12 protein-coding genes are annotated in these 12784 nt (G+C 72.5%); 9 read left to right on the top strand and 3 right to left on the bottom strand.

Annotated features, from left to right (window positions below; all coding sequences use genetic code 11):
• Positions 1-203: 203 nt before the first annotated feature.
• Positions 204-1895 carry a bifunctional 3'-5' exonuclease/DNA polymerase gene (locus GVV77_RS09580; RefSeq protein ID WP_159617860.1) on the bottom strand — a complete coding sequence of 564 codons (1692 nt, stop codon included), beginning with the start codon at positions 1893-1895 and terminating at the stop codon, positions 204-206.
• Between the two features lie 131 nt (positions 1896-2026).
• Between GVV77_RS09580 and ssd the strand changes: the two genes are divergently transcribed.
• The 7 genes from ssd (at position 2027) to GVV77_RS09545 (ending at position 6899) form a co-directional block, all read left to right on the top strand.
• Positions 2027-3094 carry a septum site-determining protein Ssd gene (gene ssd / locus GVV77_RS09575; protein ID WP_159617859.1) on the top strand — a complete coding sequence of 356 codons (1068 nt, stop codon included), beginning with the start codon at positions 2027-2029 and terminating at the stop codon, positions 3092-3094.
• A complete protein-coding gene (locus GVV77_RS09570) occupies positions 3091-4308 on the top strand; it encodes a TadA family conjugal transfer-associated ATPase (RefSeq protein ID WP_425483354.1) in 1218 nt (405 codons plus the stop codon). The genes ssd and GVV77_RS09570 overlap by 4 nt, the downstream gene beginning before the upstream one ends.
• Complete coding sequence (locus tag GVV77_RS09565) at positions 4305-5084, top strand: type II secretion system F family protein (RefSeq protein ID WP_159617858.1); 780 nt, start codon at positions 4305-4307, stop codon at positions 5082-5084. The genes GVV77_RS09570 and GVV77_RS09565 overlap by 4 nt, the downstream gene beginning before the upstream one ends.
• A 17-nt stretch (positions 5085-5101) precedes the next feature.
• A complete protein-coding gene (locus GVV77_RS09560; RefSeq protein ID WP_246199728.1) occupies positions 5102-5647 on the top strand; it encodes a type II secretion system F family protein in 546 nt (181 codons plus the stop codon).
• Positions 5648-5793: 146 nt separating this feature from the next.
• On the top strand, positions 5794-6138 hold the full coding sequence (locus GVV77_RS18315) for a DUF4244 domain-containing protein (RefSeq protein WP_246199727.1): 345 nt from the start codon (positions 5794-5796) through the stop codon (positions 6136-6138).
• Positions 6139-6142: 4 nt separating this feature from the next.
• On the top strand, positions 6143-6511 hold the full coding sequence (locus tag GVV77_RS09550; protein WP_246199726.1) for a TadE family type IV pilus minor pilin: 369 nt from the start codon (positions 6143-6145) through the stop codon (positions 6509-6511).
• Entirely contained in the window at positions 6501-6899 is a 399-nt protein-coding gene (locus GVV77_RS09545) for an Rv3654c family TadE-like protein (RefSeq protein WP_159617856.1), read from the top strand. Before GVV77_RS09550 ends, GVV77_RS09545 begins: the two co-directional genes overlap by 11 nt.
• 86 nt (positions 6900-6985) lie before the next feature.
• Here the strand turns inward: GVV77_RS09545 and GVV77_RS09540 are convergent, their stop codons facing one another.
• Both GVV77_RS09540 and GVV77_RS09535 read right to left on the bottom strand, forming a co-directional pair.
• Positions 6986-9352 (bottom strand): DEAD/DEAH box helicase, encoded by a 2367-nt coding sequence (locus GVV77_RS09540; RefSeq protein WP_159617855.1) that lies wholly within the window; start codon positions 9350-9352, stop codon positions 6986-6988.
• A 47-nt stretch (positions 9353-9399) separates the two neighbouring features.
• The gene (locus GVV77_RS09535) at positions 9400-10044 is read right to left on the bottom strand and encodes a GNAT family N-acetyltransferase (RefSeq protein ID WP_159617854.1); all 645 of its coding nucleotides are present in this window, start codon (positions 10042-10044) and stop codon (positions 9400-9402) included.
• A gap of 85 nt (positions 10045-10129) precedes the next feature.
• Between GVV77_RS09535 and trhO the strand changes: the two genes are divergently transcribed.
• Both trhO and GVV77_RS09525 read left to right on the top strand, forming a co-directional pair.
• Positions 10130-11056, top strand: a complete 927-nt coding sequence (gene trhO, locus GVV77_RS09530; protein WP_159617853.1) for an oxygen-dependent tRNA uridine(34) hydroxylase TrhO — start codon at positions 10130-10132, stop codon at positions 11054-11056.
• A complete protein-coding gene (locus GVV77_RS09525; protein WP_246199725.1) occupies positions 11056-12756 on the top strand; it encodes a DUF7059 domain-containing protein in 1701 nt (566 codons plus the stop codon). The genes trhO and GVV77_RS09525 overlap by 1 nt, the downstream gene beginning before the upstream one ends.
• Positions 12757-12784 lie beyond the last annotated feature (28 nt).

The raw sequence follows: 12784 nt of genomic DNA, 5'->3' as shown, positions 1-12784 counted from the left end.
CCCACCCGGACCGTCGAAACGCCTCGGATCAGCGCCCGATACGCCGCCGCCCGCGTCTCCCACCCAATCTTCTTACCCACACCACACCCCGTTCCTCAAGGTGTTGCGCTAAAAACTAGAGACTGCCGCGGGCAGAGCGTGGTGAGGTGCAGTTTCGGCGGGGCGGAGCCCAGCCTGGGCGCTCGGGGGACGGCGGGCGGATACTACTTCGCGTCGGCGTAGGAACGGACCACGAGGACGTTGACCGCAAATTCGATCGGTATCCTGCCGAACATCATTTCCGTGGCCGCTGCGGCCGACTCCTCGATCAACCGGCTGACCTCGCCGGCGCGCTCCTCGGGCACATGCAGCATGACCTCGTCGTGCAGGAAGAAGACGATTCCGGTCACTGCCGCGGGGCCGCCCAGCAGGCGGAGCCTCCGGCGAACCTCCGCCAGCCAGCACAGCGCCCATTCCGCGGCGGTGGACTGCACCACGAAGTTCCGGGTGAAGCGGCCCCGCGACCGGGCCGCCGTGTCGGCGCGGCGCTGCTCCTCCGCACTGGTGGTCCGCTGCGCGGCCCGCCAGCGTTCCGAGGCCGGCGGGCATCCCCTCCCGAGGTAACTGCCGACCGTGCCACCTGATTCGCCGACCCGCGCGGCCGCTTCGACGACGCCGATGGCCCGGGGGTAGGTGCGGGCGAGCTGGGGCATCAGGCGCCCGGACTCGCCGGTCGTCGCTCCGTACATGGCACCGAGCATCGCCAGCTTGGCTTTCGCCCGGTCCCCGCCGAAGCCCTGTTCGGCGATGCCCTGGTACAGGTCCTTGCCGCGGGCGGCGGTGGCCAGGGCCGAGTCCTGCGCCAGCGCGGCCAGGACGCGCGGTTCGAGTTGGGCCGCGTCGGCGACGATCAGCACGTGGCCCGGGTCGGGGCGGACGGCGTCACGCACCATCTTCGGAATCTGGAGCGCCCCGCCGCCGCGGGAGGCCCACCGCCCGGAGACCACCCCGCCGACCACGTACTCGGGGCGGAAGCGGCCGTCATGAACCCAGGTGTCGAGCCAGGTCCAGCCGTTCGCCGTGAGCAGGCGGGAAAGCTTCTTATAGGCGAGCAGGGGCTCGATCGCCCGGTGCTTCTGCTGCTCAAGCTCCCAGGAGCGGGTGGTGGCCACCTCGATGCCCGCCCGGTGGAGTGCCCGGATGAGCTCCTGGGGCGAATCCGGGTTCAGCGTCGGGCTGCCGAGGGCGTCCCGGAGTTCGGCGGCCAGACCTTCAAGGACCGGTGGGCGCTGGCCCTCGGGCGGGCGGGAACCCAGCAGCCGCTCGAGCAGCTCTTCGTGGATGTCACGCCGCCATGGAAGGCCTGTCGATTCCATCTCGGCGGCCAGCAGCGCTCCGGCCGACTCGGCGGCCAGGAGCAGGGAAAGCCGGCGGGGGTGGGTTGATCCGGCCACCGCCTGCAGCTGGGAGCGGAACTCCGCGGCGACGGACCCCGCCTCGGGCCCGGACGCCGTGGGCACGTCATCGAACAGGCTGCTCTGGTTGGGTGCGGGCGGGGGAGGCAGGATCTGGCGGGGGAGGGACGGCTCCTCTCCGTCCACCAGGCGCGAGCGCAGCTCCTCCGCGTAGACCGAGTAGGAGCAGTAGGGGGAGAGGGCCAGGACGGCGCGGGCGAGCGCAAGGTCGTGGCAGCGTTCCAGGCTGATGCCCGCCGCGAGCAGCCCCGGATACCAGGCGCGCGTGCTCTCCCAGACCCAGCGCGGCGAGCCGGCCTCGAGGCGGGCGAAGGTTCGGTGCAGGTCTCCGGCGGCGGCGTTCACCGCAGGTCCCGACGGCGTGCCGGCGGCGTCGAGGGGTTGGAAGACGGCGGCGGTGTCCCGGTCGGTGCTGGGCGGGTGCGCCACGACGACATACATGTCCTCATTCTGCCCGTCCCTGGGCGGGAGCGTGGGCAGCAGGCCGCCGCGACGGCCTGCGGGTCGGCAGCGTTGTCCACATACGCCGCCGGCCGCCGCTGGAGCGAACCGCGCCCGCACACCCTTGGAGGATGACGGAACGGCGTTCCTGGACTCCCGCGGGCACGGAGGACCAGCGGGTGGTGCTGGTGGGCGCGGCGCAGGCCCTGCGGGATGAGGCTGCGAGGGTTGCGGCGGCGGCCGGGGTGGCACTGATCGTGGCGTCCTCGGTGCCCGAGGCACTTCGGCAGTCTCCCTCGGTGCTCCTGCTTGCCCCGGATGCGGGCGGGGGCAGCCTCCCGCACGGGTGTCCAGTAATCCTGGTCGGCCTGCGGGAGGAGGAGGACGCCGTCTGGTCCGCGGCTGCCGCGCGGGGTGCCGGCAGGGTGGCGATCCTGCCGCAGGCCGCCGGGTGGCTCGCCGAACACCTGGGCCGGGCGCGGTCGGCCGCTTCGGGGCCGGTGCTCGGCGTCCTCGGGGCGGCAGGAGGAGCAGGGTCGAGTACGCTCAGCTGCTGGCTCGCAGACGGCGCCGCATCGACCGGTGCCGCGACCGTCCTGATTGACGGGGACCCGCTGGGCGGGGGCATCGAACTGGCCCTGGGGGACGCCGCCGCCGGGCTGCGGTGGCGGGATCTGGAGGGTGTGCGCGGGGCGCTGAACCCCGCGCAGTTCGCCGCCGCCCTGCCGCGGCCCGCCGGTTTCTCCGTGCTCTCCCATGGTCCCTTCCCGGCTGCGCCCGCCGGGGCTTCCTCCGCGGCCGGTCCGGTTCTGGACGCCGCGCGGCAGGCGTTCCAGCTGACCGTTGTCGACCTCGGGACCGCAGGGGGCCTTGACGATACGCTCCTGGCCGCCTGCGGCAGCGTGGTGCTGCTGGTGCCGGCCCGGCTGCGACCGGTCGCGGCGGCGGCCGTCCTGCTCCCTCGGTTCTCGCCCATACCGGTGCACGTGGTGCTGCGCGGTCCCGTCCGGGGAGGACTCCTGCCGCACCGGGTGGCGGAGGTGCTGGAGGTGCCCGAGCCTGCCTTCCTGCCGCATCTGCCCGGAGTGCCGGCGGCCGAGGCCCAGGGCCGGCTCCTGGAGCGGGGCCGCCAGCGCTCCGTCCGCAGGCTTTGCCAGGGTCTCCTCGAGACCGCCCTCGACGGCCGGGACGCGGCATGACCGGGGGTCTTCCCGGCTCCCGGCCCCGCCGGGCTGAGCGGGTGCCGGCCGGAACCCGGACCGGTGGAGCCGACCCGGACATGGTCGACCTCGTCCGCCGCAGGGTGGTCGCCGGTTCGGCGCCGGTGACCGGTGCCGGGCTCGCGGAGGCCGTCCGGTCCACGGGCCGGTTCCTGGGTTCGGAAGGGACCCTCACCGCCGTCGACGGTATCCGGGCCGAACTCCAGGGCCTCGGGCCGCTGCACCAGCTCGCCCAGGACGACACGGTCACCGACATCCTGGTGAACGGACCCGGGGACGTCTGGGTGGATGGTTCCGGCGGGCTGCGGCGTGTGCCGCTGGCCTTCGCCGGCGACGACGATGTCCGTGCCCTCGCCGCCCGCCTGGTGGCGGCCGGAGGGCGCAGGCTCGACGACGCGAATCCGTGCGTCGATGTGCGGCTCAGGGACTTCCGGATCCACGCTGTGCTCCCGCCGATCTCGACGGCGGGAACCCTGCTATCCATCCGCATCCGCCGGGAGCGGGTCTTCACGCTGTCCGAACTCTGCGCCTCGGGCGCCGTTCCGGCCGACCTTGCCGCCGTCCTGGCGGAGGTCGTGCACCGGCGGCTGAACTTCCTCATCAGCGGGGCGACGGGGACGGGGAAGACCACGCTGCTTTCGACCCTGCTGGGCCTGAGCGGCCCCGCCGAACGCCTCGTTCTGGTGGAGGACGCCGCCGAGCTGAACCCGCTCCACCCCCATGCCGTCGGCCTTCAGTCCCGTCACGGGAACGTCGAGGCCGCCGGCGCGGTCGACCTGGCGGAACTGGTGCGGCAGGCCCTGAGGATGCGCCCGGACCGGCTGATCGTCGGGGAATGCCGGGGCGCCGAGGTCCGTGAACTGCTCGCGGCCATGAACACCGGGCACGACGGCGCCGGCGGTACGGTGCACGCGAATTCCGCGGCCAGCGTCCCGGCCCGGCTGACGGCACTGGGAGCCCTGGCGGGCATGACCCCCCAGGCGCTGGCGGTACAGGCCTCAAGCGCTCTTGATGTTGTCATCCATCTGGTCCGCGGCGCCGAGGGGCGGAGGGTGGAGCGGATCGCGCTGATCGGGATGTCCGGCGGGCGGCTCGTCGTCCGGCCGGCGCTGATCTCCGGCGGCACGGAGTGTATCCGCGGCGAGGCCTGGGCGGCGCTCACGGCCCGCCTGTCAGGGGAGGCCCCGCGGTGACCGGCCTGCTGGTGGGGATGCTGCTCGCTTTCGCAGCCTTGGTGCTCCGGGCGGATTCTCCACTGCACCGGCGGATCTCCGCCGAGGCAGCACCACCGTCCGGTGTCCCGGCAGGCCGGTCCGGCCAGACCGGCTTCGCGCGGCGTTTCCGGCGGCAGTCCGCCGTGGAGGCGCACGAGCCGGCCCTCCTGGTGCACCAGATCACGGGCCTGCTCCGGGCCGGAAGGTCACCGCTGGTGTTGTGGCGGGATCTGGAACTCCTCTACGCGGAGGCGGCCGGAGAAGGTTCGGCCTTCGCCGCGCAGGCCCTCCCGGTCCTCAGGGCGGCCGGGCGCAGCGCTTCCCTGGGCCTGAGCGTCACGGCGGTGCTGCGCGCGCCACCCATGGCGGAGGGCACAGAGGCCGGGGCGCGTGCGGGGCCGGAGGATCCGGCGCCGACGCTGTGGGTGGACCTGGCCTCGTGCTTTTCGGTCGCCGAACGCAGCGGGGCGCCGCTGGCCGAGGTTCTGACCCGGTACGCGGTGCAGCTGGATGCCGCGGTGGATGCGCAGGCTGCCCGGGAGACGGCGCTGGCGGGACCGCGGGCCACCGTGACGCTGCTTGGCTGGCTGCCGGTCGTCGGCGTGCTGCTCGGCTACCTCATGGGGGTCAACCCCGTCGGGGTGCTCCTGGGCTCTCCGATCGGACTCCTGACGCTGATGCTCGGCCTCGGGCTGATGCTCGCGGGGCGGCTGTGGTCCCGGCGTCTGGTGGCCGCCGCGGTGCGGGGTCCGTGATGCCCGCAGGAGCCAGCGTGGGGCTGCTTCTGCTCGCAGCGTTCGTGGTGCTGAGCGTCTCCCGCGGAGTGCCTGAGGTGCGCGGCCGGGCTTCGGAATTCTCCGCGCCGCCGGACGGCATCACCGATGTCCCCCTGATGCTCGACCTGATCGGTGCGATGCTCACCGCCGGCGCGCCGGTGACGCACGCGCTGGGGGTGCTGGCCGACTCCTGCGCGGAACCTGTCGCACTGAAGCTCCGGGGCGTCCGGGCAGCCCTTGAACTGGGCGCGGAGTGGAACAACGCCTGGGATTCCGGCCCGGCTCCCCTCGGCAGGCCCGGCCGGGCGGCAGTTACTGAACTGCGGTCGGCCCTGGGGTTCGCCGCGGTGACCGGCGCGCCGTCCGCCGCGATCGTCCACGCCCGGGCCGCCCAGCTGCGGCGCCGGCAGAACCGTGCGCTGGAGCGGCGGGCGGCCGCTCTGGGCGTCCGCCTCGTGGTGCCCCTCGGCGTCTGCGCGCTGCCGGCCTTCGCCTGCCTGGGCGTCGTCCCGGTCGTCCTGGCGCTCCTGCCCACCGGCTAGACCGGGCCAGCCGGGTTATCCACTTAGGGCCGGCGCGGGACCCACGGGTCCGCCGCGGGCGGGAGAGTCGAAGGACGCCGCAGCCGCGGCGGTTATGGATAGGTCCCGCCGGGCATCGGCGGGACGAGCACCTGAGGAGCACCCCCATGGCGAAGACCATTCTGTCCCCCGCGGTCCGGCTGCCGGGACGGGCCGTCCCGATGACCGGCCGGCTCTGCCGCTGTTCCACGGCCTCCCGCACCCCGCAGGCCTCTCCCGGGCCCGCCCCGTGCGGGGCGGACCCGGCCCCGTCCGACTCGGCCGTGCCGGGGCCGTCGCTGCCGGAGCAGGTACCCGGCGGGATGCGCGAGGCAGGGCTGGCGACGGCCGAGTACGCGATCGTGACGTTGGCGGCCGTCGGGTTCGCCGCACTGCTGGTGGCGGTGCTCTCCAGCGGCGAGATCCGCGGAATGCTGATGTCCCTGATCACCAACGCCCTCAGTTTCGGGTGAGAGTGTGAGCCGGCAACCGCAGGACGGCGGTGGGCCCGAACGCGGGTCGGTCACCGCCGAGATGGCGGTGGCCCTGCCGGCGCTGGTCCTTCTGCTCGGGGTGCTCCTGGGAGCCGCAACCGTCGGTGTCGCCCAGCTTCGCCTGGAGGAGGCGGCCCGGGCCGGGGCGCGGGAGATTGCGCGTGGGGAGGCCGGGGCTTCGGTCGAGGCGACGGTGAGGCGTCTGGCTGGGCCCGGCGCGGGCCTGGAGGTGGCCGGCGATGGGGGATGGACCTCGGTCACCGTGACCACGCAGGTCCAGGGGCCGTTCCTCGACTTCCTGGAGGTCCGGCTCTCGGCCACGGCCACCGGGTGGTCCGAGCATGCCCGTTAATCGCCCTCGGGCGGAGCGGGGGAGCGGCACGGTGCTCGTGGCAGGCCTTGCTGCGGTCCTCATCCTGCTGCTCGCAGCGCTCGTGCTGCTGGTCCAGGGCGCAGTCGGCGGGGCGCGGGCGGCGGCCGCCGCAGACCTCGCGGCGCTCGCGGGCGCGGACGCCGCGCGCGGCCTGAGGAACGGAGATCCCTGCGACGTCGCCCGCGGAACCGCCCGCCGGCACCGGGCGGAGCTGGTGGACTGCCTCCGTTCGGGGCCGGGAGGGGTGATCGTCACGGTGCGGACCTCCGTGCCGGTCCCGGGAATCCTTCCGCCAGCCACCGGGGCCGCGAGGGCCGGCCCGCCCCCGCAGCGGGCCCGCCCGCCGCCGCTCCGTCCGCCGCGGTAGCGGACATGATGTCCACGACGGCAGCGGAGGCGGTGTCCGCGCGGCGGAAGTGGGTCTGCCCGGAGCCGCGGGTCCGCCCTGCAGCCCTAGTCGGAACCCCCGGGACGGACCGCCGCCCCTGCTTCCAGCGGTGCCTCCGCCGACCCGGCCAGGATCAGGGACAGCAGCCTGACGGCCCCGGCCTTGCTCAGCGGATTGTTGCGGTTGCCGCACTTGGGGGACTGCACACAGGAGGGGCACCCGTCGGAGCATTCGCAGGAGGCAATTGCGTCGCGGGTGGCGGCCAGCCACACCCGGGCGGCCTGGAATCCGCGCTCGGAGAATCCTGCCCCGCCGGGGTGGCCGTCGTAGACGAAGATCGTCGGGAGCCCGGTGTCAGCGTGGAGCGCCGTTGACACCCCGCCGATGTCCCAGCGGTCGCTCGAGGCAACGAGGGGCAGCAGTCCGATCGCGGCATGTTCGGCGGCGTGCAGGGCACCCGGAAGCTCCTCGGCGGAGATCCCGCCCTCCTGCAGCAGTTCGTTGTCGATCTCGAACCACACGCTCTTGGTGAAGAGGTCGCGGGCGCCGAGTTCGAGCGGTTCCTCGCCCAGGATCTCGTTGGAGGCAAACGCCTTGCGCTGGAAGGACACCACCTGGGTCGTCACCTTGACGTCGCCGAAGTTCACCAGCACCTCGCCCCACTGCTCGGCCTCGCCGCGGTCAATCACCTCGATCTGGGTGACGTCCCTGGCCTGGGTGTAGTAGTCGGGGCTGGCCCGGGACACCACCGCGCAGTGGTCCTGTTCATTGAGGGTTTCCACCACGTAGGTGCGGCCCTGGTGCACATACACCGCGCCCGGATGGGCCTGGTAGTGGCTTTGCGGGGAATCCATGGTGCCCAGCAGCGACCCCGTGCCGGCCTCGACGATACTGATCGGCCCGCCGCCGTCGGCACGGAGGTTGACCATACCCGCGGCGCTCTGCGGGTGCGTCCAGAACCAGCCGGCGGGCCGGCGGCGCAGGTACCCCTGGTCCGTCAGCTGGCCAAGCAGGCCGGGGGAGGAGGGGCCGAACAGCCCGAGGTCGGCATCGGTCAGCGGCAGTTCGGCGGCCGCCGCGCACAGGTGCGGGCCCAGCACATAGGGATTGGACGGGTCGAACACCGTGGCCTCGACGGCGACGTCGAACACCGCCTCGGGGTGGTGCACCAGGTAAGTATCGAGCGGGTCGTCGCTGGCTACGAACGCCGCCAGGGCGTCCTGCCCGGAGCGGCCGGCACGGCCGATCTGCTGCATCAGCGATGCCCTCGTGCCGGGCCAGCCGGCCACGAGCACGGCGTCCAGTCCGGAAATGTCGATGCCCAGCTCCAGGGCCGAGGTGCTGGCCACACCGAGAAGTTCACCGCTGCGCAGCGACGCCTCAAGCGCCCGGCGCTCCTCGGGAAGGTACCCGGACCGGTACGCAGCGACCCGGCCCGGCAGGCTCGGGTGGACCTCCTCGAGCAGCCGCCGCGAGGTCGCCGCAATGCTTTCGGCGCCCCGGCGGGACTTGATGAACGCGATGGTGCGCACCTGGGCCGAGACGAGGTTCGCCAGCAGGTCCGAGGTCTCCGCGATCACCGTGCGGCGCGAGCGGGCACCGTTCTCGCCGCGGAGTTCGGTGAGCTGAGGCTCCCAGAAGGCGACCGTGGTGGAGCCGTGCGGAGAGGAGTCCTCGGTGACCGCCTGCGCCGGCGCGCCGACGAGCCTGCCGAATGACGCCGCGGGTTCCGCCGAGGTCGCCGAGGCGCCGATAAACACTGGGGAGGACCCGTAGCTGGCGCAGATCCGCCGCAGGCGGCGCAGCAGGTTGGCCACGTGCGAGCCGAAGACCCCGCGGTAGCTGTGGGCCTCGTCGATGACGACGTATCGAAGCCGGCGGAAGAACCGTGCCCAGGCTGGATGGTTGGGCAGGACGCCGTAGTGGAGCATGTCGGGGTTGGCCAGCACGAGGTTGGCGTGGTCGCGGATCCAGCGGCGGGCACCCGGGTCGGTGTCGCCGTCGTACGTTGCGGGGCGGACGGTGGGCAGCTTCAGGGCCTCGATGGCGGAGAGCTGGTCGGCCGCGAGCGCCTTGGTCGGCGCCAGGTACAAGGCGACGGATCCGGCCGGCGCGAGGGTCGACTGGTCGGCGAGTTCGCTGCGGTGGATCTCGTCGAGGACCGGCAGCTGGTAGGCCAGCGACTTACCCGAGGCGGTGCCCGTGGCGATGATTGTGTGCGCCCCGGAGTGCGCAAGACCGGCCCCTCGGACCTGGTGGCGCCACGGCTCGCGGACGCCGAGGGAGGCATAGGCGTCCACCACGTCGGGGTGGGCCCAGGCCGGCCACGGCTCGTGCTCGGCCCGGCGGGCGGGAAGCTCCCGGACATGCAGCAGCTGCTCCGGATGTGCTCCTCCGCCGAGCAGCGGGATGAGGGTATCGTGCAGTGCCACTCCACAATTCTTCCACCCGCCCGCGGCGGGAGGCACACGGACGGCGGTTATCCCCTCAGGATGAACACGTCGGCCAGCTGTTTCCAGCCGAGGTACGAATACAGTTCGCGCCCGTCCGTGGTGGCCATGAGCAGGCCGATGCGGACGTCGTCCTCGAGCACGGCCGCGGTGAGGGCGCGCATGACGAAGCTTGCCAGGCCGCGGCGGCGGAAGTCCTGCTCCGTCTCAATCCCGTCGTACACCGCGAAGTCGCCGACGACGGAGACGGCGCCGCGGGCGGCCGGCTGGCCTTCGAAGGTGACCTCGACGCGGCGGCAGCCCGGCTCGTCGTGGCGCACCAGCACGAAACCATCGGGGGTCGGGGGGTCCTCGACGTCCTGGTCGGCCATATCGGCGCTCATGAGGGACTGCCGGTCCGCCACCTGCAGCGCGAGCGGCCGGGTGACGGCGAGCAGGTCCTCCATGCGGTTTGTGGCCACGGTCAGCACCCGGTTGGGATCGGCCTTGGTCTCCGCTGCCACCTGAAGCAGGAGCTCCTCCGACGGCTCGTAGAGAAAATGCTCGTCCCGGCCGCCCTTGTCCGTGAGCACCACAGAGGTGGTGCGCCCGTCATCCTGCCGGTCGTAGCCCCGGCAGGTGGCCCACCCCGTGATCCAGGTGGAGAGGAGATCGTTGCTTCCTTGTGTTCCCATGCACTGACGATAGATGGCCGAGGGGCCAAAAAACACAGTCCCGGCGGACAGTGACGATTTTGAGACACAACGTACGCTTTAACCCGTGCCTTTGAACCGGATCGTCCTGTACTACGCCTTCACGCCCCTGCCGGATCCGGAAGCGGTCCGGCTGTGGCAGCGGGCCCTCTGCGAGAGCCTGGGGCTGCGCGGGCGCATCCTGATCTCGAAGGACGGCATCAACGGCACGGTCGGCGGGAGCCTGAACGCCGTCAAACGGTATGTGAAGGCCACCCGCGAGTACCCGGCGTTCAAGACGATGGACATCAAGTGGTCCGAGGGCGGGGCCGAGGACTTCCCGCGCCTGAGCGTGAAGGTCCGCGAAGAGATTGTCTCCTTCGGCGCGCCCGGGGAACTGAAGGTCGGACCGGACGGCGTGATCGGCGGCGGCACCCACCTGCGCCCCGAGGAACTCCACGAACTCATCGACACCAAACGCAGCCAAGGCCAGGACGTCGTCTTCTTCGACGGCCGCAACGCCCTCGAGGCGCAGATCGGCCGGTTCAAGGGCGCCATCGTGCCCGACGTGTCGACCACCCATGACTTCGTCGCGGAGCTCGACTCCGGCAAGTATGACGACCTGAAGGACAAGCCGATCGTCACCTACTGCACCGGCGGGATCCGCTGCGAGGTGCTCTCCAGCCTGATGGTGAACCGCGGCTTCAGCGAGGTCTACCAGCTCCAGGGCGGCATCGTGAGGTACGGAGAGACCTACGGCGACAAGGGACTGTGGGAGGGATCGCTGTACGTGTTCGACAAACGCATGCACCTCGAGTTCAGCAGCGACGCCGTGACCATCGGCAAGTGCGCCCGCTGCACGGCCCCGACGAACAAGTTTGAGAACTGCTCCAACTCCGCCTGCCGCAACCTCACGCTGTACTGCGCGGACTGCGCCGCCCGTCCCGAGACGCTCCGCTGCCCGCAGGGCTGCGAGACGGACGAAGCCGAGGCGACAGCCGCCGGAGCCGCATAGTGGGCGGCTTCGACGCGGATGTGGCCGACGCGCCGTCGGTTCTGCACCCGGGCCTGCTCGAGTCGCTGGCCGCCGACCTCGCGGCGCTGAACTACACGGTCGGCGGGGTGGCGGACTTCGTCGGGCAGGAGGCGTACGCGGCCCTGAACCGCGACCAGCTGGTGCCGGTTCTCCTGGCATGCGAGGAGGAACTCCGCGCCGCGGACCCCTCGCCGCTGGTGGCGCCGATCCTGCTGTGGCTCGTCGGCGGAACCCTCACCCAGGACCAGCTGAATCTCGCCTTCCCGATCACCGGCGCGGACGGGCTCCAGGCCCTGCGTCTGATCGACCCGATGGACGCCCCGGCCCCGGACACGCTCCGGCGCGCCGCGGTCGAGCTCCGCCCCTACTCCTCGGACGCCGACGGCGACCTGTGGGTGGCCAGCGATCTGGGCGCCCTGCAGCGCCCCGGCGTCCTGCGCCACGACCACGTGCTCGGCATCGGCGGGGCGTCCCTGACCCTGGCGCAGATCACCGTGCGGCCTCGGGTCCGCACGGCGCTGGACCTGGGCACCGGCTGCGGCATCCAGACCTTCCACCTGCTCTCGCACGCCGACCACGTCACCGCCACCGACATCTCGCCGCGGGCCCTGGCCTTCACCCGGTTCAACCTGCTGCTCAACGCCGGGCCGCTGGGGATCGACCCCCGCGCCCTCGACGCGCGCGTCTCGCTGCGCCTGGGCAGCCTCCTGGAACCGGTGGCCGGGCAGCGGTTCGACCTCGTGGTGTCGAATCCGCCGTTCGTCATCACCCCTCGGTCCACCGAAGAGTCCCCCGAGGACCAGTTCACCTACCGCGACGGCGGCCTGCCCGGGGACGACATCGTCTCGGGGCTCCTCGCGAACCTGCCCGGGGTCCTCGTCGAGGGCGGCACGGCACAGCTGCTGGGCAACTGGGAGATCCCCGCCGGCCGGCAATGGGATGAGCGGCTCCGGGAGTGGCTGCCGGAGGGCACCGACGCCTGGATCATCCAGCGCGAGGTCCAGTCCCCGCTGCAGTACGCCGAAACCTGGCTGCGCGACGCCGCCGAGAACCGGGACCGCGCGGCCTACGTCAAGCGGTACGCGGACTACCTCGGCGACTTCGCCTCGCGCGGTGTGGACTCGGTCGGCTTCGGTTACATCTGGCTGCGCCGTGCGCCCGGCGGCGCCCCCGCCTGGGTGCGGTGCGAGGAGATCACGCACGAGGTGGAACAACCCCTGGGCCCGCACCTGGGGGCCGCCATCGAACGCGGTGACTGGCTGGCGTCGGCGGCCCCCGGCGGCGCCGGGACCGCACCGGGCCAGGACGGGGCGGGCCTGGACGGGCCGGGCCTGGACGGGCCACATCCGGACAGGCCGGACCGGGACGCGCCGGGCCGGGACCTGAACTGGGAGTACCTGCTGGTGGCCGGGGACGTCACCGAGGAACGCCACCAGCGCCCCGGGGCCGAGCACCCCGGGGTGATCCTGCTCCGGCAGGGCGCCGGCCTGCGGCGGACCACCCTGCTGAGCACCGAGCTCGCTGGGTTCGTCTCCGCCTGCGACGGCGATCTGACAGCCGGCCAGATCGCCGGAGCGCTCGCCGTCCTGCTGAGTGAGGATGGTCCGGATTTCGTGCCGGACCTGCTCGCCATGGCGGGTCGGCTCGTGCTCGAAGGATTCCTGATTCCGGCCCCCTGAATTCTGCCGCTACCCTAATGCAGGAATG

This window comes from Arthrobacter zhaoguopingii (assembly GCF_009828605.1).
Classification (GTDB): domain Bacteria; phylum Actinomycetota; class Actinomycetes; order Actinomycetales; family Micrococcaceae; genus Arthrobacter_D; species Arthrobacter_D zhaoguopingii.
This window is presented reverse-complemented; position numbering and strand designations above follow the sequence as displayed.

Excerpts from the sequence above, each read along its gene's own strand:
- GVV77_RS09570 (WP_425483354.1), top strand. The coding sequence starts at position 3,091 with ATGACCGGGGGTCTTCCCGGCTCCCGGCCCCGCCGGGCTGAGCGGGTG.
- GVV77_RS09545 (WP_159617856.1), top strand. The coding sequence starts at position 6,501 with ATGCCCGTTAATCGCCCTCGGGCGGAGCGGGGGAGCGGCACGGTGCTC.
- GVV77_RS09535 (WP_159617854.1), bottom strand. The coding sequence starts at position 10,044 with ATGGGAACACAAGGAAGCAACGATCTCCTCTCCACCTGGATCACGGGG.
- GVV77_RS09580 (WP_159617860.1), bottom strand. The coding sequence starts at position 1,895 with ATGTATGTCGTCGTGGCGCACCCGCCCAGCACCGACCGGGACACCGCC.
- GVV77_RS18315 (WP_246199727.1), top strand. The coding sequence starts at position 5,794 with ATGGCGAAGACCATTCTGTCCCCCGCGGTCCGGCTGCCGGGACGGGCC.
- ssd (WP_159617859.1), top strand. The coding sequence starts at position 2,027 with ATGACGGAACGGCGTTCCTGGACTCCCGCGGGCACGGAGGACCAGCGG.